The organism is Mycoplasmatota bacterium (assembly GCA_018394295.1).
In the GTDB taxonomy this organism is placed as follows: Bacteria; Bacillota_I; Bacilli_A; order Haloplasmatales; family Haloplasmataceae; genus JAENYC01.
The window spans coordinates 2737561-2762251 of sequence record CP074573.1 but is presented as its reverse complement, the minus strand read 5'-3'; the positions used below and the strand labels follow the sequence as shown (position 1 = coordinate 2762251).

At 31.3% G+C, this 24691-nt stretch carries 33 protein-coding genes; 28 read left to right on the top strand and 5 right to left on the bottom strand.

The features are described 5' to 3' along the window. Window positions 1-6: 6 nt before the first annotated feature. On the top strand, window positions 7-180 hold the full coding sequence (locus KHQ81_12940; GenBank protein QVK17739.1) for a hypothetical protein: 174 nt from the start codon (window positions 7-9) through the stop codon (window positions 178-180). Beyond that, entirely contained in the window at window positions 177-359 is a 183-nt protein-coding gene (locus tag KHQ81_12935) for a hypothetical protein (protein ID QVK17738.1), read from the top strand. The genes KHQ81_12940 and KHQ81_12935 overlap by 4 nt, the downstream gene beginning before the upstream one ends. Here the strand turns inward: KHQ81_12935 and KHQ81_12930 are convergent. After that, on the bottom strand, window positions 356-811 hold the full coding sequence (locus tag KHQ81_12930) for a hypothetical protein (GenBank protein ID QVK17737.1): 456 nt from the start codon (window positions 809-811) through the stop codon (window positions 356-358). The two genes, KHQ81_12935 and KHQ81_12930, sit on opposite strands and share 4 nt — an antisense overlap. Window positions 812-959: 148 nt before the next feature. Further along, complete coding sequence (locus KHQ81_12925; protein QVK17736.1) at window positions 960-1130, bottom strand: hypothetical protein; 171 nt, start codon at window positions 1128-1130, stop codon at window positions 960-962. Window positions 1131-1257: 127 nt separating this feature from the next. On the opposite strand from KHQ81_12925, the gene KHQ81_12920 reads away from it, so the two are divergent. From KHQ81_12920 to KHQ81_12795, 26 genes are all read left to right on the top strand, one after another. Further along, window positions 1258-1566 carry a hypothetical protein gene (locus KHQ81_12920; protein ID QVK17735.1) on the top strand — a complete coding sequence of 103 codons (309 nt, stop codon included), beginning with the start codon at window positions 1258-1260 and terminating at the stop codon, window positions 1564-1566. A gap of 3 nt (window positions 1567-1569) precedes the next feature. Further along, window positions 1570-2160: a hypothetical protein gene (locus KHQ81_12915; GenBank protein ID QVK17734.1), complete on the top strand. Its 591-nt coding sequence runs from the start codon at window positions 1570-1572 to the stop codon at window positions 2158-2160. Window positions 2161-2163: 3 nt separating this feature from the next. Continuing rightward, window positions 2164-2637, top strand: a complete 474-nt coding sequence (locus KHQ81_12910) for a hypothetical protein (protein QVK17733.1) — start codon at window positions 2164-2166, stop codon at window positions 2635-2637. A gap of 243 nt (window positions 2638-2880) precedes the next feature. Then, complete coding sequence (locus tag KHQ81_12905) at window positions 2881-3075, top strand: hypothetical protein (protein ID QVK17732.1); 195 nt, start codon at window positions 2881-2883, stop codon at window positions 3073-3075. A gap of 71 nt (window positions 3076-3146) precedes the next feature. Then, window positions 3147-3605 (top strand): hypothetical protein, encoded by a 459-nt coding sequence (locus tag KHQ81_12900; GenBank protein QVK17731.1) that lies wholly within the window; start codon window positions 3147-3149, stop codon window positions 3603-3605. Beyond that, a complete protein-coding gene (gene terL, locus KHQ81_12895) occupies window positions 3602-5074 on the top strand; it encodes a phage terminase large subunit (GenBank protein ID QVK17730.1) in 1473 nt (490 codons plus the stop codon). The genes KHQ81_12900 and terL overlap by 4 nt, the downstream gene beginning before the upstream one ends. 14 nt (window positions 5075-5088) lie before the next feature. Further along, entirely contained in the window at window positions 5089-6666 is a 1578-nt protein-coding gene (locus tag KHQ81_12890; GenBank protein QVK17729.1) for a capsid protein, read from the top strand. Continuing rightward, a complete protein-coding gene (locus KHQ81_12885; GenBank protein ID QVK17728.1) occupies window positions 6666-7490 on the top strand; it encodes a hypothetical protein in 825 nt (274 codons plus the stop codon). Before KHQ81_12890 ends, KHQ81_12885 begins: the two co-directional genes overlap by 1 nt. A 237-nt stretch (window positions 7491-7727) precedes the next feature. Next, entirely contained in the window at window positions 7728-8114 is a 387-nt protein-coding gene (locus tag KHQ81_12880) for a hypothetical protein (GenBank protein QVK17727.1), read from the top strand. Window positions 8115-8205: 91 nt separating this feature from the next. Next, window positions 8206-8805, top strand: a complete 600-nt coding sequence (locus KHQ81_12875; protein ID QVK17726.1) for a phage scaffolding protein — start codon at window positions 8206-8208, stop codon at window positions 8803-8805. Between the two features lie 26 nt (window positions 8806-8831). Continuing rightward, window positions 8832-9788 (top strand): phage capsid protein, encoded by a 957-nt coding sequence (locus tag KHQ81_12870; GenBank protein QVK17725.1) that lies wholly within the window; start codon window positions 8832-8834, stop codon window positions 9786-9788. A gap of 11 nt (window positions 9789-9799) precedes the next feature. Then, window positions 9800-9997 (top strand): hypothetical protein, encoded by a 198-nt coding sequence (locus KHQ81_12865; protein QVK17724.1) that lies wholly within the window; start codon window positions 9800-9802, stop codon window positions 9995-9997. 9 nt (window positions 9998-10006) lie between these two features. Beyond that, window positions 10007-10453: a hypothetical protein gene (locus KHQ81_12860; protein QVK17723.1), complete on the top strand. Its 447-nt coding sequence runs from the start codon at window positions 10007-10009 to the stop codon at window positions 10451-10453. A gap of 8 nt (window positions 10454-10461) precedes the next feature. Then, on the top strand, window positions 10462-10788 hold the full coding sequence (locus KHQ81_12855) for a hypothetical protein (protein ID QVK17722.1): 327 nt from the start codon (window positions 10462-10464) through the stop codon (window positions 10786-10788). A 5-nt stretch (window positions 10789-10793) separates the two neighbouring features. Next, window positions 10794-11087: a hypothetical protein gene (locus tag KHQ81_12850; protein QVK17721.1), complete on the top strand. Its 294-nt coding sequence runs from the start codon at window positions 10794-10796 to the stop codon at window positions 11085-11087. After that, window positions 11084-11899 carry a hypothetical protein gene (locus tag KHQ81_12845; GenBank protein ID QVK17720.1) on the top strand — a complete coding sequence of 272 codons (816 nt, stop codon included), beginning with the start codon at window positions 11084-11086 and terminating at the stop codon, window positions 11897-11899. The genes KHQ81_12850 and KHQ81_12845 overlap by 4 nt, the downstream gene beginning before the upstream one ends. 1 nt (window position 11900) lies before the next feature. Beyond that, window positions 11901-12347, top strand: a complete 447-nt coding sequence (locus tag KHQ81_12840; GenBank protein ID QVK17719.1) for a hypothetical protein — start codon at window positions 11901-11903, stop codon at window positions 12345-12347. A gap of 2 nt (window positions 12348-12349) precedes the next feature. Then, window positions 12350-14752: a hypothetical protein gene (locus KHQ81_12835; protein ID QVK17718.1), complete on the top strand. Its 2403-nt coding sequence runs from the start codon at window positions 12350-12352 to the stop codon at window positions 14750-14752. 35 nt (window positions 14753-14787) lie between these two features. After that, window positions 14788-15051 carry a hypothetical protein gene (locus tag KHQ81_12830; GenBank protein QVK17717.1) on the top strand — a complete coding sequence of 88 codons (264 nt, stop codon included), beginning with the start codon at window positions 14788-14790 and terminating at the stop codon, window positions 15049-15051. Between the two features lie 49 nt (window positions 15052-15100). Further along, on the top strand, window positions 15101-15478 hold the full coding sequence (locus tag KHQ81_12825) for a DUF5011 domain-containing protein (GenBank protein QVK17716.1): 378 nt from the start codon (window positions 15101-15103) through the stop codon (window positions 15476-15478). A 38-nt stretch (window positions 15479-15516) separates the two neighbouring features. Further along, a complete protein-coding gene (locus tag KHQ81_12820) occupies window positions 15517-19158 on the top strand; it encodes a hypothetical protein (GenBank protein QVK17715.1) in 3642 nt (1213 codons plus the stop codon). A gap of 176 nt (window positions 19159-19334) precedes the next feature. Next, complete coding sequence (locus KHQ81_12815) at window positions 19335-19760, top strand: hypothetical protein (protein QVK17714.1); 426 nt, start codon at window positions 19335-19337, stop codon at window positions 19758-19760. Then, window positions 19760-20239: a hypothetical protein gene (locus KHQ81_12810; GenBank protein ID QVK17713.1), complete on the top strand. Its 480-nt coding sequence runs from the start codon at window positions 19760-19762 to the stop codon at window positions 20237-20239. The genes KHQ81_12815 and KHQ81_12810 overlap by 1 nt, the downstream gene beginning before the upstream one ends. Before the next feature lie 152 nt (window positions 20240-20391). Next, the gene (locus KHQ81_12805) at window positions 20392-20673 is read left to right on the top strand and encodes a hypothetical protein (protein QVK17712.1); all 282 of its coding nucleotides are present in this window, start codon (window positions 20392-20394) and stop codon (window positions 20671-20673) included. Continuing rightward, the gene (locus KHQ81_12800; GenBank protein ID QVK17711.1) at window positions 20666-21499 is read left to right on the top strand and encodes a hypothetical protein; all 834 of its coding nucleotides are present in this window, start codon (window positions 20666-20668) and stop codon (window positions 21497-21499) included. The genes KHQ81_12805 and KHQ81_12800 overlap by 8 nt, the downstream gene beginning before the upstream one ends. Then, window positions 21480-21935, top strand: coding sequence for a hypothetical protein (locus KHQ81_12795; protein QVK17710.1), 456 nt, complete (start codon window positions 21480-21482; stop codon window positions 21933-21935). Before KHQ81_12800 ends, KHQ81_12795 begins: the two co-directional genes overlap by 20 nt. 269 nt (window positions 21936-22204) lie before the next feature. Here the strand turns inward: KHQ81_12795 and KHQ81_12790 are convergent, their stop codons facing one another. The 3 genes from KHQ81_12790 to KHQ81_12780 all read right to left on the bottom strand — a co-directional run bounded on the left by KHQ81_12790 (window position 22205) and on the right by KHQ81_12780 (window position 24542). Beyond that, complete coding sequence (locus tag KHQ81_12790; GenBank protein ID QVK17709.1) at window positions 22205-22456, bottom strand: hypothetical protein; 252 nt, start codon at window positions 22454-22456, stop codon at window positions 22205-22207. Between the two features lie 20 nt (window positions 22457-22476). After that, complete coding sequence (locus KHQ81_12785; protein QVK17708.1) at window positions 22477-24168, bottom strand: hypothetical protein; 1692 nt, start codon at window positions 24166-24168, stop codon at window positions 22477-22479. A gap of 176 nt (window positions 24169-24344) precedes the next feature. Then, window positions 24345-24542, bottom strand: coding sequence for a hypothetical protein (locus tag KHQ81_12780; protein ID QVK17707.1), 198 nt, complete (start codon window positions 24540-24542; stop codon window positions 24345-24347). Window positions 24543-24691: the final 149 nt, after the last annotated feature.

Here is a 24691-nt window from a genome sequence, read left to right as displayed (position 1 = left end):
CTAAATATGTGGAAATGGATATTATGTGTAGTGATTATCATTCTAGCGTGTGTTTACATCTATCGAAGTGCTGATACTACTCCAGTGGATGAAGATAGAGAACAGATAAGATATCTTCAGGAGTTGTCAGGAAAGCATAGAAGAAAGAAAGGTAAGTTTTACGAGAAGGTGAAGAGATGAGCTGTAAATATTTAGAATTATTAACAGATACTGAAGCAGAACAGATAGGAGAAACAGAAACAGGTGAAGCTGTTGCTAGACCTGTTGAAGTAGCAGTCGGCGAGTTTTGTCATAAGAAAAAAGAATATAATCCAGACTGTTCAAAATGTAAAGAAAAAGCTAGACCCGAATGGATCTAACTTAATGACGAAATATAATCAATTAATTTAGTTGTTATATCATTTCTAAATATTAGAATGATAGGAGTTAAAATCCAGTAAAAAATTTGTGCTATTTTGATAATAACTGATTCAGTGTTTAATCCTAAATAACTCAATATATTTTTAGGTAAATAAATCACTAAATTAATCCAATATAAAGGATTAATGGTTTCAAAAATACGTCTATTATATTCTCCAATAACAGTCTCAAACAATCTTGCGGTACCAATAGCATCATCTTCAACATTGTTAGGAAATCTAGACAGCAAAGAAACCATTCCTGTAGCAACTTGACCATAACCACATTGAATGGCCACAGGGACTGATGGCTCTTTAACATTTGACATTTTCACTAGTCTTTCAATTGATGTTTTATTTCTTAATAAATTAGTTTTATTATCTATAAAAAGAAATCTATCATATTTTTTCATATAATATTTCATTGAAAACAAATATATATAGTTGGATATTAATTTATAAAAGAAAACACCTAAAAATATGTAAAAATAAACTATACAAATCTCCCCTTTCAAAATATTTAGTTTTTATTTAACCACTCATGATACTTGTTAAGTAATTTTATAGAAACCGGAATGCTTGAATATTAATTTCTGATTTTAATTGTTCTCTATAATCTCCAAAAATTAAATTGGAAAGAATAGCATTTAAATTGAAATCATTGTCGCCATTTACTATTTCAGCTAATGTTTCTTTATCTAATGATTTTATAAAATCGTTAAATTCTCTCATCATTCTCACCTCACTTTCTTATATATATTTAAATAATACCTTATTATAGCACCGTTACTCTCTGAAAACAATATTAAAAAGAAGTTAATTTATATAGATATAACTAAATTATAAAGGAGTTGGTTTAATGCCAAAACTAATTAAAGGGAAAATAACCGATAATCTCGAGACGAATGTTGTCATCGCTGAACATCAAGATGAGTACAAATCATTACCAGCGCATGTTACATATACAGGCGTAGTAGCATTTGCTTATGAGTTATCGGATGAAGAAATAGAACAAATCAAAAAGAACAAACGTGTTTATGTGAGTATGCTTACCTTTGGTAATCCATTGCAACCACATTATTTAACAACTAATCCGGAACTATTAGAAAAGAACGTGAAGCATTATGACAATGAGTATAAGGCGAAGTTTGGGATTAAGGGGGAATAGATTATGAACCAAACAGCTACTATGATATGTAATTCATTTCATGATTTATTGTTTAAAATATCAAAAGGTAATCCTGGAGCATTAACTGCTCTTATGGAAATTTCACAAAAAACAACATTCGAATGCGTATCGCTTTTAGAACAGTTTATTAAATTGAAAATATATGGAAGTGAGCTCTATATGCTATGGAATGATAGTTGTGATAGAGATACAGATAAATTGATCTTTCTTTTAAAAGAATATAGAGCCGGAAACATATGTGACCATTACATTCGAAACCTTGTTATGGCAAGAGGAAGAGGTATAAAATTTGATTTAAAAGAAGCAAAAGCAGTTAATGGGAGACCAGAAGAACTAGTTTGTTTATTACAAAGGAAATATGAGAATTGTAAACCTGGTAATACAATTAAGTTTGTCGTTGATCATCAAAAAGGAAATATTGTTATTACTATGATGAAGCAAGGTACAAGTCAATGCACTTCAACAGAATTGGATAGAAAAGCAATTTTAATGGATATGAATAGATATGTAGAAATCGCTTTGAATCAATTAGATCATGAGTTAAGAGATTTCAAACGAAATAGGGGGGAATAGTTCGTGGAAAATAAACTTGTTGATGAAGTAATCAGTGATGAGGAAATAAGCAACTACAAAATTAGATTAAAGATTAGAAAAACTATGAAATTGTATTGGGATTCATTAGATCTTGCTTATACCACCGAAGAAGAACTAGCTAACAAAATGATCGGGAATAAAAGCATACGAAATACTCCAGGAACAAATTATAATTCAAAGCAATTAGAAGAAGAAACAATAAAACATCTTACAGCTAAAAACATTGTTAGTACCATTGATGATATCATAGAAAATCAATTAAAAGGATTAAACCAGTTGATTATTGACAGTGTTTATATTCAAGAAGAACCTAAGGATGATACAATGGATAGGATAAAGAACTATCTTAGAATGCCTAAAAACAAAGAATATCCAAAATCAACGTATTATCGTCATAGACGAAAGGCAGAACGCATATTTTACTTAAAAATCATAAAAAAATTAAACTTTTTTTAAAAAATGGGAATAAAATGGGAATCTAGAAAGCAAAAATATTCATTCTCTTATATAATAATCTTTGAGGTACTATATCGAGGTCCCCTACCCTTGATAATTTGCTTCCTTCCAAACTCACTTTACCCCCTCTCATAAAATATATATTTAGAAAAACATCATCTGGATAGGTGGTGTTTTTTAGTTAATTATATAGAAATATATAATCAATTGGGATATAATGGAATTAGAGAGGGGGTGGTGAATATGTGGGTTGATTTCAATGGGAAATTGGTTAATTTAAAAAATTTTGATGTATGTGAATTTGTTAAGCTTCAAGAAGGAAGTACCATTATCTTAAAAAAACACACTGGTGGTGGAACATTAGAACTTAGGGAAGTTTTTCAAGATGAACAATCAGGTATGCAACGATATATTAGAATCAAGTCGAGGATAATCTGATTTCTAAAGTATATTACTTAAAGACATCTTAATAGGTGTCTTTTTTATTTTATAAAAGGTGGTGAATCTGTATGGCTAAATCTAAGTGGCCAAGGGTTAAGGAAAAGTTAATATTAGTTGAGGCATGGGCTAGAGATGGCCTTACAGATGAACAGATATGGCATAATCTTGGAATTGGTAAAGATACTTTTTATCGATATAAGAAAGAACATCAAGACTTTTCGGACGCCTTAAAAAGTGGAAAAGAGGTTGTTGATGTACAAGTAGAAAATGCTATGTTAAAAGCAGCATTGGGTTATCATTTCATTGAAGAGTCAATGACTAAAGATGGTAGAGTGGTTCCGCTTAAGAAATATGCTCATCCTAATACTACAGCACAAATCTTTTGGTTAAAGAATCGTAGACCTGCTCAATGGAGAGATAAACAAGAAATAGATCATTCCGGTTCTATGGATATAAATACTAATCCAATGAAAGATTTATCAACTGAAGATTTAAAACGATTGGCTAAGATGGCTGATGAAGAATGATTGATCGTAAATTAATAGCACTTGAAGCCAAAAAAGAACTTGCAAGACGTGAGTTCTTTTCTTTTGAGCGTGTATTAGCTCCTGATTTTTATAAGAGGGGATATAAGTATCTAGTTACATTAGCTAATACGCTTCAAGCACTCTATGAGGGGCGAATCATAAGATTAATTCCAAGTGTTGATTGGGTTATAGTTGAGGATGTAACAAAATATACAAATTATCAAACTTGTAAAAAGTTGATGCTTAACATGCCACCACAACATGGAAAATCAAGAACCTTAGTTAATTTTTGTTGTTGGGTTTTTGGTAAGAACCCTAGCGAAAAGATCATTACAGCAAGTTATAATGATTCAGTTGCCTCAGACTTCTCTCGTTATACAAGAGATGGGATTGCACTAGAAAAAAATGATAAATACGATATTGTTTATTCTGATATTTTCCCTAAAACAAAAATCAAAAAAGGAAATGCTGGATTTGAAAAATGGGCTTTAGATGGTCAACATTTCTCATATCTTGGTGCTGGTGTAGGGGGTTCTATCACTTCGAAAGGTGGAACAATTCTAATAGTTGATGATCCAATAAAAGGTGCAGAAGAAGCTATGAATGAGAACCATTTAAATAAAATTTGGACTTGGTACACTAACACTTTTAGGTCTCGTGTAAGTGCTAAAGGTGGAGAACCAATCGAAATATTAAATATGACGCGTTGGGCCGATGGCGATTTATGTGGCCGAATATTAGAATCATCTGAAAAAGATGAATGGTATGTCCTTAAATTTGAAGCTTACGATGAAACAGAAGATAAAATGTTATGTGATGATAGGCTTAGTAAAAAACGTTACCTATCTCAAAAAAGTATCTTAGACTTATCAATTTTCATGGCTAACTATCATCAACAACCAGTAAATATTTTAGGGAAATTGTATCAATCATTCAAAACCTATGACACACTTCCAGTTGATCAAAATGGTAACTCATTGTTCACAGGTATTTATAGCTATACAGATACAGCGGATGATGGGTCTGATTACCTTTGTAATATCATTTGGGGTGATTATAACAAAGAATCTTATGTTCTTGATGTTATATACACAAAGGAACCGGTTGAAATAACAGAGGTTAAGGTTGCTGAACACTACATTGAGTACCAAGTAAACAAAGCTCGTATTGAATCAAACAATGGTGGTAAACAGTACGCTCGTAATGTTAAGCGTATCACTGAGGATGAGTTAGGCAGCAATTACACAACGATTACCTGGTTCCATCAGTCAAAGAACAAAAACGCTAGAATCCTTACTTATTCAAGTTGGGTTGTAAATCATGTGTATTATCCAGCTAATTGGCGTAACAGATGGCCAGAGTATTACAAAGCAATGAACAGTTATCAACGAGAAGGAAAGAATGCACATGATGATGCACCAGATGCAACTACTGGAATGGCTGAGACAATGTATTTAATCCATAGATAGAAAGAGGTGATAATTTGGGGATTATTAATTATGCTAAGAATAAAATCCAAAAATGGCTGGGTATTATCCCTGCACAACCTAGACACATGATAATACGTGAATCATTTACTCATGAAGATTATGTCTTGATGAATCGTGTGTGGTATCGTGCTGATCCATCAGAACTAAGTCAGTTTTACAAGCATCTAGGTATGTGGGGAACAAATGATAGTCGGTTTTGGTATGTTACTCCCCCAACTGGGAAAACAATTAGAAAAATCCATTCAGGATTACCTGCTCTCATGATTAATATGCTTACTGATATTACAATTGATGATTCACTGGGTGTTGAATTAACTGAAAAAGAAAAAGATAAACCAGGTGGAGATGGCCATACACAAGAAGAAATTGATTTATGGAATGAGATTCAAAAAGATAATTCACTTTCGAAGGTTATCAAGGATGCAACACGAGATACATTAGTTGATGGTGATGGAGCGTTTAAAATCAGTATTGATTCTGATATTAGCGAATACCCAATTGTAGAGTTTTACTCTGGTTCCAAAGTTGATTATGTTTATAAACGTGGGCGATTGATTGAAGTTCAGTTTAAAACTAACTACTATGATGAAAAGAACAAGGAATACATCCTGGTTGAAAAATATGGTAAAGGTTCTATCAAGTATGAACTACAAGATGATAAAGGAAATAAAGTAGATTTAAATTTATTAGAAGAAACTAAAGACTTAGTAGATGTGGAATATGAAGGCAAATTTTTCATGGCTGTTCCTCTTATGTTCTTTGAGTCTAGTAAGTATAAAAATCGTGGTCAATCAATAATTGATGGTAAATATGATAATTTTGATGCACTAGATGAAATTATTAGTCAGTGGCTTGATGCAATCCGTCTTGGTCGTGCTGAAAAGTTTGTTCCGGAGGAATTACTACCTCGGGATGCTGAAGGTAACAAACTTCCATTTAACCCTATAACAAATCAGTTTTACAAACTTAATCAATCAATGAATGAAGATGATGAACAAAAACCAACTACTATTCAACCTACTATTGAGTCAGAGAGGTTCTTGCTATCATACACACAGTTTCTAGACCTTTGTCTCATGGGTCTTTTAGCGCCATCCACATTAGGTATTGATGTTAAGAAGCTAGACAATGGAGAAGCTCAACGTGAAAAAGAAAAAACTACAATGTACACACGCAACAAACTGATTTCAGCATTAGAAAAAGCTATTCCTGTTCTAGTCGACTTGGTGTTAAAGACTTACGATACCATGAGTAAGAACGCACCTGGTGAATATAAAGCAACTATTGAATTTGGTGAATACAACAATCCATCATTTGAAGCAGTAGTTGAAACAGTTGGTAAAGCTAAACAGTATCAAATCATGAGTACTGAAGAAGCAGTTGAGCAAATGTATGGTGATACCAAGTCTGATGAAGAAAAAGAATTGGAAGTTCAACGCATTAAGGATGAAAATAGTTTTGCTCAAGATAACGGTCAATTTGGTGGAATGGATAACTTTTTTGAAGAAGATATTGAAAATGATGATGAAGATAAAAAGAGAGAAGAAGAGGAACCAGGAGCTGATAAATAATGATTGATGCTCAAGGAATCAGTACGGGTGAAGAAGTAAGACGTATCCTAGAACAAATGGAATCAGGACTTATTGTCAACTACAAGAACTTCTTTGATGCCAAGAAAGATAAGCCAATCAACAAGGTTGACGTAGATAAATGGCAACGCCAACAACTAAGTAAGTTCACAACATTTCAAAGAAGGAATCAAGCAATTGTTAAATCATATATAAAGCCACTTAACAAAGCCATTCTAGACGATTTAAAGGCATCTTACGAGTTTGGTATTAATTATGTCACCAAGCAAATAAAGCGTGCAAAGAAAAAAGGAAAAGTACTGAAAAGAACAGGTTATTCAGTATCTTCTTTTGGTAAAAATAGTAGAGTTCAAAAGCAAATAAAAGATATTCAAAGTAAACTCAATTATGCTTTTCATAATGCTTTAAAGGACCTAGATAGACAGTATTTAGAAACTGTGTCTAAGACTAAAACATTAGCAAAAGCTTCTGATACTCTTCATAGTGCAATTGATTTAGCTGGTAAGACATTACTAGTTGGTGGAATTACTGCTGGGTTAACGGCTGCAGGAAGAAGAATGAATATTGTTAATCAGTTAGAGTTACAAACAGTAGAAGGCAGTCAAGAGATCATGTTCATGGGCGAAGGTGAAAAAGCATCTGAAGTTGGTAATTATCTTGTGTATATCACAATACATGGTTCGGCGTGTCCTTTGTGTACCCCATGGCAAAACAAGGTCCTTATAGATGATGTTTACCAAAATGGAAAGCCAGATGGAAAACATGATTTACTTAGTACTGCTATAAAGGCAGGACTCTTCCATTGACGAAAAGTTGGGTGGAAGTAAAACGGTGTGAACCACAACACAAAGTGGGTGTATAAATCCTAATGATTTATGCTAACGGGGAACGGAGCCATCCCAATCCCGTGCTAAGCTATTGTAAAAAGGGACAAATAATCTTTTACAATAGAAAGTGTAGAGACTATCCCGAAAGGGAGTAGAATGGGTATTGTGCCATTCGAAGCGCATCGCATACATTAGTATGATGAGATAGTCCAATTAATGTACAATTGTCGTCACAACAGGTTAACGTTTATTGAAGGTGTTGACAAGATACCTGAAGTACCGGACTATGTTCCAAATATCGATACCGGAAAAAGAAAACATGCTAACATCGGTAAACAACATCGAATATATAAAAAAGAACAATTACAACGTAATATGGAACGTCAGATTCGTATGTGGAAACGAAGAGAACTTGGATCATTATCTGAAAAAGAATATCGTAAAGCACGTCTTAAAGTAAGAGTATGGCAAGCTAAACGTAATCACCTTGTTAAGAGTACTGATGGTTTATATCGTCCTCACTATTGGCGTGAGAAACCAGGATTTAGACTCGTTAAGGATAAGCGTTGGCAAGATTTGAAGTACAATAAAAACATAGTGTAAACAACTCGTCTTGGGATGACGATAAAAGCATCCTTTTTCATTTTAACCTACGCAGACACGACTGCGATATCAAGTGAAAGGAGAAAGTAAAATGGAAAAATTAAAACAACTTTTAGGTGAAGACCTATTCAAACAAGTCTCTGAAAAAATAGGAAGTAACAAATATATTTTCGGGCTTGCTGAAAACTACATAGCTAGAACTCGTTTTGATGAAGTAAACAATGCTAAGAATGAGTTTGAAAAACAAGTAAAAGAATATAACAAAAAGGTTGAAGACCTTACAAAGAGTGCAAAGAGTACTGAAGAACTCAATACTCAGTTAGCAACTCTAAAAGCTGATTTTGAAAAGAAAGAAGTAGACTATCAAACTCGGCTAAAAGAAACGAGAGAGAACACAGCTCTCAAAATGGCTTTCAATGGGAAAGTCCATGATGTTGACTACGCAATTAGTCAAGTAGATAAAAGTAAATTGAAGTTCGATGAGAACGGAAATATAACCGAGGGTCTAGATGACCAGTTGAAGACTTTGAAAGAATCGAAGTCTTTTTTGTTTGTACCTGAAAAGAAGGATGTTCCTAATCCGTTTGGATTTAAGAAAATTGGAGGAGATCCTAATCAAAATCCGCCTCAACATCAAGAGCCCAAAGGGATTGCTGAAGCTTTGGCTTTCACTATTCAAGGTGGAGAATAAAAAATAAAAAAAGGAGGGCATAAAATATGCCAGTAACATTAGAACAGGTTAGAACAAGAGTACAAGATAAATTATACGGTTCCATCATAGATGAGTTCCGTAAGGATCCTTTATTAGATATTATGTTATTTGATGACACTTTTTCACCTCAAGGAAAAGGTAGTTCATTAAAATATCTATATGATCGTGTAACAACTTATGGTTCTGCTGCATTCAGAGCAATAAACTCTGAGTACACTCCTCATGAAGCTGAAACTTCTCAATTTATTGCTTCACTAGGTATTTTTGGGGGTTCATTCCAAATCGACCGTGTTATTCAATTAGATACAGAAGGTTTAGTAAATGAACTAGCATTTCAAATGGAACAAGGGATTACTGCAGCAAGAGCACTATTCGGGGATACATTCATCAATGGTGATACAGCTGGTGATGCTAATTCTTTTGATGGATTAGATAAAGCATTAGTTAGTTCATCTACAGAAGTTATTCCATCTGCAGTTATTGACCTTTCAACTGCTGCTGCACTTGATTCAAATTATAAAACATTGTTAGATGGATTAAGACGTTGGAGAGCTAAACTAGATTCATCACCAGATGCATTTTTGATGAATCGTGAAATGTATGCAGTGTTCCAATCTATTGCAGACCGCTCTACTCAATTCATGCAAACTAAAAATGAATTAGGTCAAGAGATTATAAAATGGGGTAACACTCAACTTATTGAACTAGGTGACAAACCTGGTACTTCTGACCCAATAATTCCAATTGATGGTGTAGCTGGGACAACAGATATTTATGCTGTTCGAATTGGTCTTGATGGTTTGCATTGTATTACGCCTAAAGGTGGAAATGTAATCAATCAATATATGCCAAACTGGAAATTACCTAACGCAGTTAAAAAAGGTGAATATGAAATGGTTGCAGGTCTTGTATTAAAAGCAACTCGTGCTGCGGGCGTATATCGTAAAATCAAAATTAATTAAGGAGGTTTATTATGGCTACTACTAAAATTTATACAAAAAACAAAAAATACGTCGGCATATCTGCAGGCGTATCTTTTAATAAAGGTGTTGGAGAAATTGACAATGGTAACAAAAGAGCAATGCAATGGTTTAAAGAACATAAAGATTCATATTCAGTTGGAAAACCATTTGGAGAAAAAGAAGTTAACGAAGAAACTCCAGCGAAATAGGGTGATTAAATGTATATCATCGATAATGATTACATGAGAAACGAGCGGGCACTTGATGTCCGCTCATCTTTAAAAGTTAAAAATAATGCAAGTAATATTGCTGAGATATTTTTAAAACAATTATCTTATCGTGTTTATGATCATATTATTCGTAACAGTGCTAATTTTAGTAAACGAATTGAAATAGATAATTACCTTTCCCAAGATGATGAACGTGTAGAAGATTTCAAACGAGCTTTAGCTGAACAGACGTTGTATGTTTTGTCTAATGGTGATTTAACACTCATGTTACCTGATGGCCAGTTTAATTATGATGATTGGCAGAAGATGAGAATCAGTCCAGGCGCGTTGGATATATTAAAAAACATGGGATTTTTACGAACTGTAATTTCAGATGATGAATTGTTTTATAATGATCCTGTTAGCAAGTTATTCGACCCAACTCGTAATTGGTAGGTGAGACTATGATATTACAAATGAATGATAACAACTCAAAACAATATGGTGATGCCAAATTAATTAGAAAGAACTCAGTTAAGACATTTAAGTATGAACAGATTGACAGTAGAAAATATGTTAGTAATGATCCAACTAATGGACTAATGTGGATGAAAGCTTCTCAGAGCATCAAAACTCATGAGGAGCTTCATTTTGTTTATGGAGATAAAATTATATTAGATGCTTATGATAAAGAACTAGTCGTTGCTAATATATCTAAAAAGGTGAATTCTAAGCAGTTGATGTTATTAAAACAAAATCTGTCAGTTGAATACATCTTGGACCTGGCGTGATAGTTATGGGATTAACATTATTTCAAATGACTAACATACTTCATAAGCATCTTTATAGAGATTGCCCGGTAGATACTGAGAATTTGCATGATCGAGGGCTTGTTAAAAAACAATTTGGTCCTAACTCAATGGGAGTTGAAATGGGTGGACCATTGGCTCCATATGGACCTATTACTACTCTTCCATGGGTCAGTCCACATTGGAATGGGAAACGTAACCCACATGAAGGGTGGGCAAAAAGAGCTGCTAATGCTGCAGCTGAAGAAATAGCATCAACAACAGGAGGTAGAGTTGCATGATTAAAACTGATATTGCATCTGATATTAAAGCAGTATTAGGTGATAAATATAAAATATATGTTGATAACAATAGCCTTGGTTATATCAACATTGACAAAGATATGACAATTGAAAAACAGATTGCAGATTATGAATCTCACATCGTAGGAATATTTAGGACTCAGGCTGGTGAAATAGTTGCGCTCAAGGACTTATTTTCATCGTCTTTCTCGTTTTCAATTGATTTTATAGTTCCTATTGAATCAGTTGTTACGTTTTATGATGATGTAGATATTTTGATATCAACCATGAATGGGTCTTTGAATGATAATGAAACGTATCGATATATCATAACGTTTAACTCACCTATTCCACTAGAGAATACAGGACCAATTGATGGTGTATTCTATCAAAAGATTTCTCTTACAGGCTTTATTGCTCATTCTGATCAGTCGATGTTTGGAAATGATTTTCAAGTATTTATTAACGAAGTTGAAGTCAAGGGAGTAATTAGCCATAATGCTTCAGTGCATGTGGAAACAGATATAAGAACAGTTGAAAGTGGACTAACTCCACAGGTGCTAAAAAAATATGTGATAAATACATTATCATTAACTATGCACACTCGATTAGATGATACAATTGCATCCGATCTTATGAGATATATATATTACCCTCAAATGTTTGAAGATAATCCAACTGTTAGTGTACGAGTGAATTACAATGGAAATACACGTAACTGGCTTAATGCAGTTTTGATTGAAGTGACTGAGGATACATCAATTGGTGGGTATGTTATCTTATCCTGCACCTTAATGAAGACGGTGATATAATATGGCTGAAAATGTAATTACAATTAAAATTGAAGATAACTCAAATGGAAATAGTTTCAGCAATAATGATATTGGAGAATCAATTCAAAAAGCTGCAACAACAACTAAAACGGATATAACCTTGAGACAAAAAGCTTCATCAAATCAAATTGCCAAGACAGTAGGGATGAATGTTGCAAATACCGCTACAAATGGATTATCTGGTCAAATGTTAGGAATAGCAGCTAGTTTTACAACTCCTGTTGGTATTGCAATGATGGCATTAGGTGTTGCAAATCAGTTATATGCAGAATGGAAAGAAATGAAACGTCAACAACAAGAGCAAGTTAACACATTATTAAGTGCTGGAGGTAAACATCGAACTCGTGCTAATTTGTATAATGTTAGGACTAATATGATCACTGGAAAAACATACGGCGGTACACAAACAATATATGGGAGAAGATAAATATGTTAAGAATAGAAATATCTCAAGGTCAATGGGTAGAATCACCTAATCTTCTACCGTATCCTAATCATCTAAAATTAGATGAATCATTTGATAATGCAGTAGTACAGAGAATTGTTAATTCAAAAGAATCTCTTCCTGTTTTAACAAAAGTTCAATTGATTGATGGTAATAAAGTATTTGATTATTTAGTTAACAATTCTCCTACTGAAAGGATTGGGTATAATGCTTATATTCAAACATTAGAATTAATTGAGCCTACTGAAATTGCTAAAGGAATACAATTAGATAACATAACGATTACTCAACCATTAAATCCAGATATACATCATCCTAAAAAAATGCTAGATGAAGAAATCGATAGAATACTAGAAATTACTCCAGTAGTCAAATTAGATAATATTGATAAAACAATACTATACAAATTTGAAATAGATCCCCAAATTAGAACTTTTTTTCATACAATAGATTCACCAGATTTTTCATTTTCAGAATATACTTTATTTGACTTCTTAGTAGATATTGGAATGTATCTTGATATGTTTCCTAGAATCAAATTTGGAAACTATGAAACTAATGGCAAATTAATGATATCATTTGATGAATTAGATGTGAAAAATAAAAATAATTATATCGTTGAAAATAATAATAGAGTAGAAACTCAGCAACCCCTTGAAAATTATGCAAATACTGTTATTTCAAATGTATCTAACCTTTCTGTAGATGATATAATTGTTCATCCTGCTGAAGGACTTGGTGTGTATGTTAATGCTCCTGAAGGAAAATCAGAAATAACAGATGATAATGCTATTATTACATTACCAAATCGAATTAATAAAATTATAAAGATAGAAGGTTATTATATTGGTCCTTCGAGTACAACAAAAGCATGGTATGATGTGACAAAATATATATATGAATTTAAAGAGTGGGAAACCTTGAAACCAGCTGCTTTAGTCTCAGCAGATCCGTGGAATACAAAAGATTACACCTTGTACTATAAGTATAATGATAAACATATTATGAATATTAAAGGTTTTTGCCACGGAGGTGACGGTCCTTTATCAAACGAGGTAAGAACGACAATGTATCGGATAACCTACATACCATACATCGATACTAAAACTTCTCAAAGTAATCAAGCTAAAACAGAATATGCTGTAATATATAACCAAAATAATAATATAATTGAAAATAGCGTGTACTCTAAACACTTAAAAAATTACATCAAAAGAATGGAAAATGGTGATGAAATATTATCGAAAATTTATAATAGTTTAGATGATTTACCGCAACTTGGTCACTATGTTAACGATGATTATATACTTACAAATCTAAGTTATACAAAGTATTATAATTACTATGATGTGACTAAGCAATTATCAAAAGGATATACTCGTAGAGCTGAATTTATTCGAGCAAAAAATGAGATAAGAACTTGGGAAATACCAGCAACCGGAAGAATAGAAAATAGAAATATTTTAATCGGAGAAAAATTATATATTGGTGTATTGAAAAGCGATTTATCAAACTACGAAAAAGAAAATAGCGTGTCTATTAATCCATCCAGATTTGATTTAATATTAGAAAACGAGTTTAATTTTTTAGTAAATAAACCTCAAGAAAATAGATCAATTTTTGCAGGGTTAAGATTTCATCTAAAGAATGATACTATAATACCAGCAAAAGTTGTTGTTTCAAGAGCAATATACGGAAATAAAATAATATATGAAATTAAAACTTTAAATAATACATTGTTGGGGTACTCTAAATCATTAAATTGGGTTAGCAAAGTAAACAATCAATTAGGTGTAACATATACTGATGAGTATGGTAATTTTGAGACGGTAGACATAGGATTTTCACACAGCTTTGATTTTCTTACAAAAGAAGATTTTGCCAGAGATTATCCCTTATCTAATGAAACCGAAGTTAATGGTTTTTTCCACAATGCAGAAATTACACTAAATCAATTGAATGTAAAAAAAGATGCTAGGGAAATAATTAATTTAACTTATAATCTAGAATACAAGACAATTGGTAGTTTGTTCTTTCATGACAAAAACATAAAAAAATATAGAAATTCAATTAATTCTTATTCACTAAAATTATACTTTTTTACCTCTTGTTTATCTTTGGATACCAGTATATCTGATGATTTTATATTACAGTTGACGTTTAATTCTAGAACTCCTGAAATATCTTATGAATCTGATGATATCGACAAATTTAATATTAATTATTCGTTTAGTAGTCTTGAAACTACAATAGTAGACAATTTACAAACTATAGTACTCCTTGTTGAAGAAACAAAAGATATCATAATGCTAATAAATGATGATAATAGTATTGAACAATTAAAAACTAGTTTACGTAGTGGAGAATTTAATGTATACTTCAAATAAAAGAAGTCATATAATTAAGAACTTAGGAGGAAACAATGAAAGAAGGTAAAAAGAAACTTGCTAAGGATTGGTTAGAAGAGATGAAGTGGTGGTCTCGTGCCCCCATTTATTTTTCATTTCTGGGTTTAATTGTAGCAATAATATTAAACAAAGGTGAGAATTTATTGTTGTACATAACCATATTTGTTTTTGTTTTGATGTTTTTCATTATTAGAGCTAAATTGTTTTATCAGATAAGTGAAAAACTATACTATATTATTACATTTGATGATGATAGCGAAGTTAAGCCAGAAGAGTGATAGTAAATCTATTGCTCTTTTTATTATTGTTAAAAAGGAGAGAAGATAAATGAAAAAGCTTTTATTTATTATTGTACTTGTATTTGTTTGTATGTTTATGTTTATAAACTTTGGTTCATTTGAAACTAAAGCAGAATTTTTAATTTGCGATGAAAATGATGTATGTTTTGATCCAACAGAAATCCCTCAGATTATTATTTCAATTGATTTTCCTGATCATCTTTTTACAGATATACCTGAACCTGATTGGAGCGATTATGCTACAGCGTATGATAATGAGGGAGATTTGACACCACAGATTGTTATTACTGAAAATGTAGACATGAATCAAGCAGGTACTTATACGGTGACATATACAGTTAGTAATTCTAATGGAACAACAACAAAATCTAAACAAGTAGGTGTGTATGAATGTGTTGACTATTAAGTAATTTAATGGTGATAAAAAAGGAGTGTGATTCATAGATGTTTATTAACTTAAATAAAGATGGAACAATAGCAAAAGTCATTGGTTCCAGGGTGTTTAGAAAGAGTAATAGTGTTAGTACTATTGCTCTTTTTGCACCCTTTGCAAAAGATGCAAGTATAAAAATAAATTATACCTTGCCTGATGGAAGTGTGTTTAGTGATGTGATGCTTTACCAGGAGTTTTCTCAAGATGAAGAGAAAAACCTCTTTACATGTAAAGTAACACATAGTATCACCGAAATCGAAGGGCAAGTAATAGTATCGTTGGAAATACACGCTACAAATGGTGATGATGTAGAAATACAAACTACAGCTGAAACATATATCACAGTTGAGGCATCAACTAGCAATGATTTAGCACTTCCTGCTGAGGAAGTATTTATGAATGCTGTAAATGGTGTAAATGCCCAAGCACAAACTAATAAAGAAGATATAACATTACTAAATGAACATATAACTGGTTCTGATACTACTATCACAACATATATGACGAACACTGACCAAGCGATTGCAGATTTACAACAAGCAGAACAAGATCATGAAACTAGACTACAAAACAAAGTCAAATCAATATCAGTTGATACTACAACAGATATACCTAAGATTCATTATGAAAACGAAACACAGCAGTTTAATATTGATATTAAAGGTTTTGTTATTGATGCAAGTTACAATGCCACGACTGGTGTAGTTACATTAAACACATCTGGAGAGGACATACCTGATATTACATTCGATTTACCGACTGAATTAAGATTTGAATCAGGTAGATATGTTGAAGCTACCAAGGATTTAATCATGGTGTTAGCGAATGGTTCTGAGATTGCTATCCCAGTAGATGATATTTTTAAACCAATTAGTGATTTAGAAACTCGTGCAACAAATATTGAACTAAAAAATACTACTCAGGATAATAGATTAAGTGCAATCGAGGGAGCGTATCTTAAAAAAGATGGTTCTGTAGAGATGAATGAAAATTATCAACCAACTACGCCAAAACAGGTAGCGAATAAAGACTATGTTGATAAATCGATTTTGGCTGTAACAGGTCAGGATTTAAGTAACCTAGTTACTCCTGCTCAACTTGATGAAGCAGTAAATGAAGTCAAAGCAGAATTAGATGACCCTACATTTGTAGAAGAAACATTTGATAAATCAGTTAATACTCCTGCTAATAAAATATTAGAAGCACCTCAAGAGTTAGTATCTATCGAGGGTAATACACTTCCAATTCTTACTGCAAGTGAACAAGCAATCGCAGATATAAAGGTAAGTGATACACATAAAAATACCGTTGTAGATGAAGAATGTCCTAGACTTAATGAAAAACTTAGACAAAAAGTTTATGATGGTAGTGAAAATTGGAAATTATTCCCTGACGGAGAACTGGCTAATACTATAATGTTTACTAATTCTCAAATATCTGAAAGTGAACAATTTACAACTCAAAATACGAAAGATAATTACGGTATCGATTGTTATAATGATGAAACTTATGATGATAATGAAAGTATATGGGTTAGAGGATACGCAGTAAGAATTAATAAAAGTAGATTAATAGATAAAGGCTTAACCGTGGATGTAGACGGATTTAAACAATTATTACAAATAGAGCCATTAATAATTACATACACATTAACGGTTGAAAATCCATTTGAAAAACCTATTGATGATGCGGATGTAAATTCTGTTTTTACAGGATATGTCAATGTTGACGCCATACAAATAATAAAACCTTATGATTCAATCATGTTTAATGATACAACGCATAGAGGGGTAATGTCGTTAGAGGGGTACGCCGAGGGAATTTATGCAGAACGAGATAATATAAGTAGTATTGATAAATTCTACTCTGAAGTAAATGCGTCATATATTATGTTAATGGTTGCAAAAGACACAACATTACAACAAGCAAGAGATAGTTTACGAGGCAAAAAACTAACATATCAATTAGCACAACCTCGCATACTTGATACTAGACTTGAAAATGTTGAAAATCCAACAACTAAAATTGTAGTGAAGAATTTGTTTGATGGTGTACTCATTGAAGAAAATATTAATATGAACGGTTCTTTTAGCGCTACGAGTGGGTATGTCAGAAATCAAAATCCAATAATTATAAAATCTAGTCAAGATATTTATATAAAAGTAGACACACAAGTACCTAATTTTGTAATTGCACAATATGATGAAGATATGACGTTGCTAGATAGAAGAATATTGTTTAATAATTTAGACAATGGTATGTTTACGACTGTTGAAAACGTAAAATATATCTACTTCAAGTTTGGTGATGGTATAAGTGAAACTACAAATCATAAAATCATGGTAAGTTATCAAGATATTCCATACGAATCATATGAAGAAAGTAAAAGAGTATATGCAGGAATCTTCCCTGAATATACTAAAATTGTAGGTAACAAAAAAGAAACAGGTGGAAAACTAATTAAATTGTGGGAAGAAACATTTACATTACATGCTACATTAACTAATGTTTATCGTTTTCAAATCAATAATTTTGTACCAGATAATTTATTACTACCAAATGGATTATCAAAAATAAACACTTTTCCATACATAAGAGATTTTATGGGCGATGTAAGACACTATTATTATGAATCTACCACACTATGGTTGTATATAGAAAAATCAATTATAGACGATATAACTTATGCAACTACAACAACTGAGGAAAGAACACTATTTTCACTAGTTGATTCACTCACATTAGTACATAAATTAAAAGTTTATCTATATCGAATAAAAGGTCAATTCATAGGACAAAGTGCAAGTGTGACAGAAGAGGATATTGTACCTACTGAGTCATGGCTAGGTGATAACCCTGTGTTTGATTCTAATAGTACAATTTATCAAGAATCAGATACACCTGTTTTACCTGTATTAACATTTAATTGTACTTTAGATACCTCAGCCCAAATAGTAGCATTATGCGAATCAAGAGAGAAGCTACTTAGTGAAATAGATAAAATGAAACAAGGTACTACAGTAGTTAAAGAAGCAAGTAATTCATCCAAGTTAAATAATCAAGATGCCTCTTACTACGCTAAGCAATCAGATGTAACTACCAACACTACAAATACACAAACTAACGCAAATGACATAAGTAATATAAAGGATGGAACAACAGCTGTTGGAAACTCATCTAAACTAAATAATCAAGATGCTTCTTACTATGCTAAACAATCAGATGTAGAAACTAATGCTACTAATATAGCAACTAATGATGACGATATAGCCAAAATAAGATCTGGTGAATATCAAGTAGGAGACTCTTTTAAATTAAATGATCAATTATCTAGTTATTATGCTAAACAAAGTGATGTAGACAATAATACTACAAATATATCTAATAAAATTGATAAATATGTGGATTTATGGATATCACCTGAAAGCTATGGTCAGTCATGTAATGAATTAACTGAAACTACTTTTGCATTGAGCTCAGATATATCAAATTTTCGTTATCTAGAAATAGTATGGACTTGGGGGTCAGGTTTTGATCAGGTGTTTAAACATGTGTCTAAAGTTACAGTTCCTATAGAGATAAGTGCCAATGCGTACAGCATTAGCTGTTTTGGGGGGTTGCTTCGATTGATTATCTTCCTACAGTTATTATAACGCATAAACTGTATGTTAATCTGAAGTTAGTATCAGCGTCTATATTAGCTATGAAAAACCCTATGCGTGAACATACAGAACAAACAATACCTGAAGGAGTTCTAACACATGAACTTGTTACTGAAGATAATTTTAGAATACATAAAATATTAGGTATAAAATAGGAGGGAAGCATAATGAAACAAGTCAAAGTTAAACTAGAAAAAAATAAAGCTGTAATAATTAACAAAGACACAGTGTATTTAGAGCCTTCTGAGGACGTCCAATTCATTGTGATAAATGATATAGGTAAAAAAGATAAACTCTTTTACAGCCTAGAACTTGGCTCTACACAGTCTATAAAAGATAGATGTTTTGTAGTTAATTCTGACAATCTAAAAGATGATATTAAGATAACTTTGAAATCTGAGAATAGTACATTCCCGGATTTTTTTGTTTTAGATCTGAAAGTCAAGAATATAAAAATAATCGGTGACTTATTAGATGAGAAGTACCCGGATATCATCCAGTACCTGTTTAAGGAAATAAAAGATTTAAAGCGTGTTAATGTTTTGCTTAATGACAAGTTAGAACGATTAGAAAAGAAAGGCGCGATAGAATAATGGATGTATTACACGAATTTCAAAAGTGGTATAACAATAGTGATGCAGTGTCTAACACTGTTCAAATATTAAATCTGTTAATTACTATTATCTTCATTTGGGTAATATCCTGGTTAAAGAAAAAAGCAAGAAAATTACTTGCAAATGATAAACAAAAAGTACCTGAAGAGAAAATGGATATGTTAATTGAAAACCAGGTTAAAAACAATCGAGCTTTGCAGAACGTCAATCAAATGATAATGTTATTCTCATTGAACACAAATATCAAAGATGGTACAAAGACTGATATCATTAATTTGTATAATGACATAAAGAACAATGCAATTGACTTAACAAACAAATCAAAACAACTTATTGAAAGTACTGTTGATCAAGCTAAAGAAATTGTTGATACAGCTGTAGAGAATGTGGAAGAAGTTAAAATAGAAACCAAAAGCATAATGGATAAATATAGAAAAGAACTTAAAGAGGATGAGTAGGTGATTGTATGAAAAAATATAACACCTTGAGGTTCATATTCTATTGGATATACACGTGTTTCGCAATCGGTATACCAATTATATTAGTCTCTGAAAAGTATGCCCTAGTGGTTGCAAAAAGCCAGTACAAAACTACCGGAATGGGAATCATTATGGCCATAGTTATACTATTTTATTTTCGTGGCCAATTAAAAGACATGATTGAAAACATGGATGATGGGAACGCTAAAGTATTCGCTAGAGAGTCTATGAGAGTGTTCCCTATTCTTCTCTTATTTTTTGCATTGCAGTTTGCTGAAGTACAGATGCAAAACTTTCAATTTATAGTACTATGGTCTTTTGTATCAAATCTAGTTGCGGTTGTATTCCAGGTGCAACACTATAAGTATTTACGATTAGTGAAAGAACATAGGAAGGTGATTACTAATGAATAAATGGAGATGTCTTCCTTTCTTCTTCATGTACTTTATTTCATTATCAATGGTTGTGTTAATAGATTTAGTTACAGCTCAGTTTTCATTAGATAGGATTGGTTCTTCAGAGTACTGGTCAAACATTTTAACAGTAGCGATAGCAAATCTATTGGTTTTATTATCATCCACTTTTTATGATGTAGATAAGTTAAAGGAAACAGATAGACGTATATTAGATGACAGAAAAGAAATTAGACAGGCAATTGCTAATGATATTGATGTTGATTTTAAAGATTTTATTGTTCAAGATAACTTGAGCAGAAAAATAACATCCTGGAAGAACTACATCAATCGAAAACTTAGAAAACTAGAAAATAAAAAAGCATCTCAAAAACGAGATGCAGCAATCCAAAAGTTACAATCTATGATAACAAAAGAGTATATAGATAAATACATTGATTCTATTAAAATCAAATACTATTATATTAAAATGTCTCAGATTATATCTGGATTCCGTTCAGGAGACGAAGTAGAACGTTTAGAATCAGGATTTAATAAAGTATCTAAAGATATATTACCTAAGTTTCTATTGTCTATATCGCTTCCTATTTTCATATCCTCTTTTGTTATGGATGTTAAGGATTTTAGCCCGGTGTTATTATTGACGATAGCGTCTAAATTGGTCTCATTAATTTCTAATTTTATGAATGGGAAATCATATGCTAAAGTATATGTCAATGAAGTTGTTCTGTATAATCTAGATTACCGGATTAAATATATTGAGCGATATGTTTCTTGGAAAGCTAAAAAGAAAGCTGGTGATACAAATGAAACAACTATTATATAAAGTTATTACTAAAAAAGGAACATTGACTTTGGATCCATCAACTAAGGAAACTATATTAAATGAGTTGGAAAATATGTCTACCTCAATGACATTTATATTTGATAGAATAATTCCTGCAGATAACAAGCTGCTGATTTTGTTTGTTAATGGAGATACTGTTAAACCTTATAAATTAGATCGCATTAATAATAATAGATATAGTATTGCAATACCTCGTGAAGTGATGAAGAAAGGTCGTTTATACTTTACTGTTCATCATTATGATAAAGACTTGGTAGAACTTGCAAAGTACTCACCAGCTGGTTATCTATACATAAACAAGTCATTAGATATATCAGCTGATATGATGGAGAGTAGACCGGATTTGTTTGCAGAGATGTATTATAGAATACAGAAATTAGAAGAGATTGTATATAAAGACAAAACCCAGGGTTAATTCCCTGGGTTTTTTTATATAAAATATATTTAAAATATTACGTTAAGATGAAGATGGAAGAAAAAGAAATGATATAACAAATCTAAGCTAGTGGTACTAATTAATTATTTATAGTTTTAGTAAAAAACACCTTAAGAATAAGTAAATTATACTGAAAAATGTGTGGAAAAGGAATAGATGTATCAGCAACTATTAATAATTTAATTTTTTAGGATGTAATAAAATAAAAAATTACTATATGATATTAGTTAAACAATCATGATTTTTAATCAACTATTTCGTTTTTGTTTTTCATATTTCTTTTTTATACTTTTCCATTGAATTGGAGTATATATTAAAATAAATAAAAGTCCACCGGCAAGTCCAATTAAAGCTCCTAATAATAGTTGACCTGTATTCTCTCTTTCTTTTATACGAAGTAAAACAAAAAAAACCGAAAAAAGGAAAGCGATAGAAATATTATTGATAAATTGATACTTAATTCCCTTTTCATAAATTTTGACAATTTGTTCATCTTTCATTTAATATTCTCCTTCAAAATTTATCGAGCTAAACTGATTAAAATATCTGATAAAAGATCCATATCCTGGTTTTGTTTACTTATTAAAGTTATCTTACCTCCAAAATAATTACGGTTTGGATCTATAGAAGTACCAGTATGAAACGTGGCTCCATTTTTTAATTTAAAATGAGGTATAATACTTTCAGGAACACCAGACATAGGACCAACTTCGACCATATAAGAAACCTCTGAGAACACAAAGGTTGCTTCTCCAGGATAACTGATAGCAGTGTCTAATGAACCTAATAATCTATATATATCATTAATAGTATCGCCTTTATCAAGTAAATCAGTAACTATTTGTTGTACAAAGTATATCATAATACTAGTTGCTGAGGTAAGTATTAATTTTGATGTAAAAAGTCCTGATGGAGGAAAAGCTACTGAAATAATTATCCCTCCAGTTACAACTGTCGCATCTACTATTAAATCTGATTTATCATTTAAATCTTCTAACTTACTAACATAAAATTCTAATGCATCGTGCATTGCATGGAGTGTATCTTTATCCCAAATATATAATTCTCTTACTATATATTCACTATTAACATAATCTTTTCCGAATGTATCTTTAAGAATTCGTGGCACGGTGCCTTCAAGTAGATCGGTGCCTTTAATATAAATATTGCCTTTACGGCTATTTAATGGATCTCCAAGTATTACGTTATTCTCCCATAATGCCCCGATATTATCATTCTTTACATAATTTATATTTATTACTTCGCCAATATATTTATCAACATGGATTGTATATCTACCAGTTTGAGTGTTAGTAGGATGATATACTTTTAGTAGATAAGTTTTTTTGTATGTATCATTATTATATCCCAAATCAACTCTGAATCCAAAATCATTACTTCCCATACCACTAAAAGACATTGTACCTGGATGATTATCATTTGTAACTATTGGATTTGTACTATGCGAACTACAATTACTATCATTACATAAATATAATTCTGCCTTCATATCAATATTTCCTGTACCATATCCAGTTGAATATATTTCATATACTCCACCTAAATTAGTAAAAGTATAATAATCAACATCTCCATTATAATCAATTGATGATGATATATTAGCATTTGAATTAATTGTTACAGGATGATTTTCATTATTTAAATCATCAACAAGTGTCATTGAGAAATCGTATGTATTATATGGATCTGTAGCACTTCCATCGTTTATTCTTATATAATATATCTTATTTTTTTCAATTCTAAAATCATTAATATCAAAAGAACATGATTCACAATAATTAGGATCTGTAGCTGTTTCACTTATTAATTCTACCTTATTTTCATCATATATTCTTGCAACTATTGGATCGTTATAACCAGATGAAAAATGAAAATTCATATATCCATCTACATTAGTAGAAAACTTAAAATAATCTAAATCATAATCATAATCTATAATATCTGATCTACTGTATGATTCTTTAACATCAAAATGTGTAGATATAGTTACTGCAGTAGAATAACTATTATTACCGTCACTAGTTCCTCCTCCTCCACCATCATCCTCACAAATAACTCCAATACAACCGTTTGGCATATTAACATTAAGTGGATCATCATCAATTTCATTCGCAGTAACTTTCTCATTAATAAAAATTGATAAAGAAATGGTAAAAATGCATAAAAATATAATCTTCTTAAAATATTTCATTAAAAACTTCTCCTTTTTCTTGAAAATTTTATGCAATTTTAATTTTACCATAATTAACCATTATTTTATAGAGTTTTTTATAAAAATTCAAATCTCACATAAGTTAACTTTAAGAAAATATGCTCTTTTTCCATTGAGGGGAAGAAATTAATAGCAGAAAAGAGTAAACTTTTAACTTACTCCTTTTTATATTTTAAATACAATTTTCCCAAATCTAGATTCAAAGTATGGACTAAATAATATCCATATTCAATAGTTAAATCATCAATTGCTATATTATGATTTATAACTTTCTTCCAATCTAAATTAGTAGTCTTAGATAGTTCCTCAACTGACATATTCTTCGCTTTTAATATTTCTTGTAACCAGTTCATTACAATTCTCCTTTCTATAATTATATAGGAAGTAATATGATCAAATTTATAAGCATGTCACCATATTAATTTATTCATTAAACTTGATTAATTTTGTTCTCTTAAGTGTACTGTTTTCTCCCCGATTAATTGAAATATAGCCATACTCT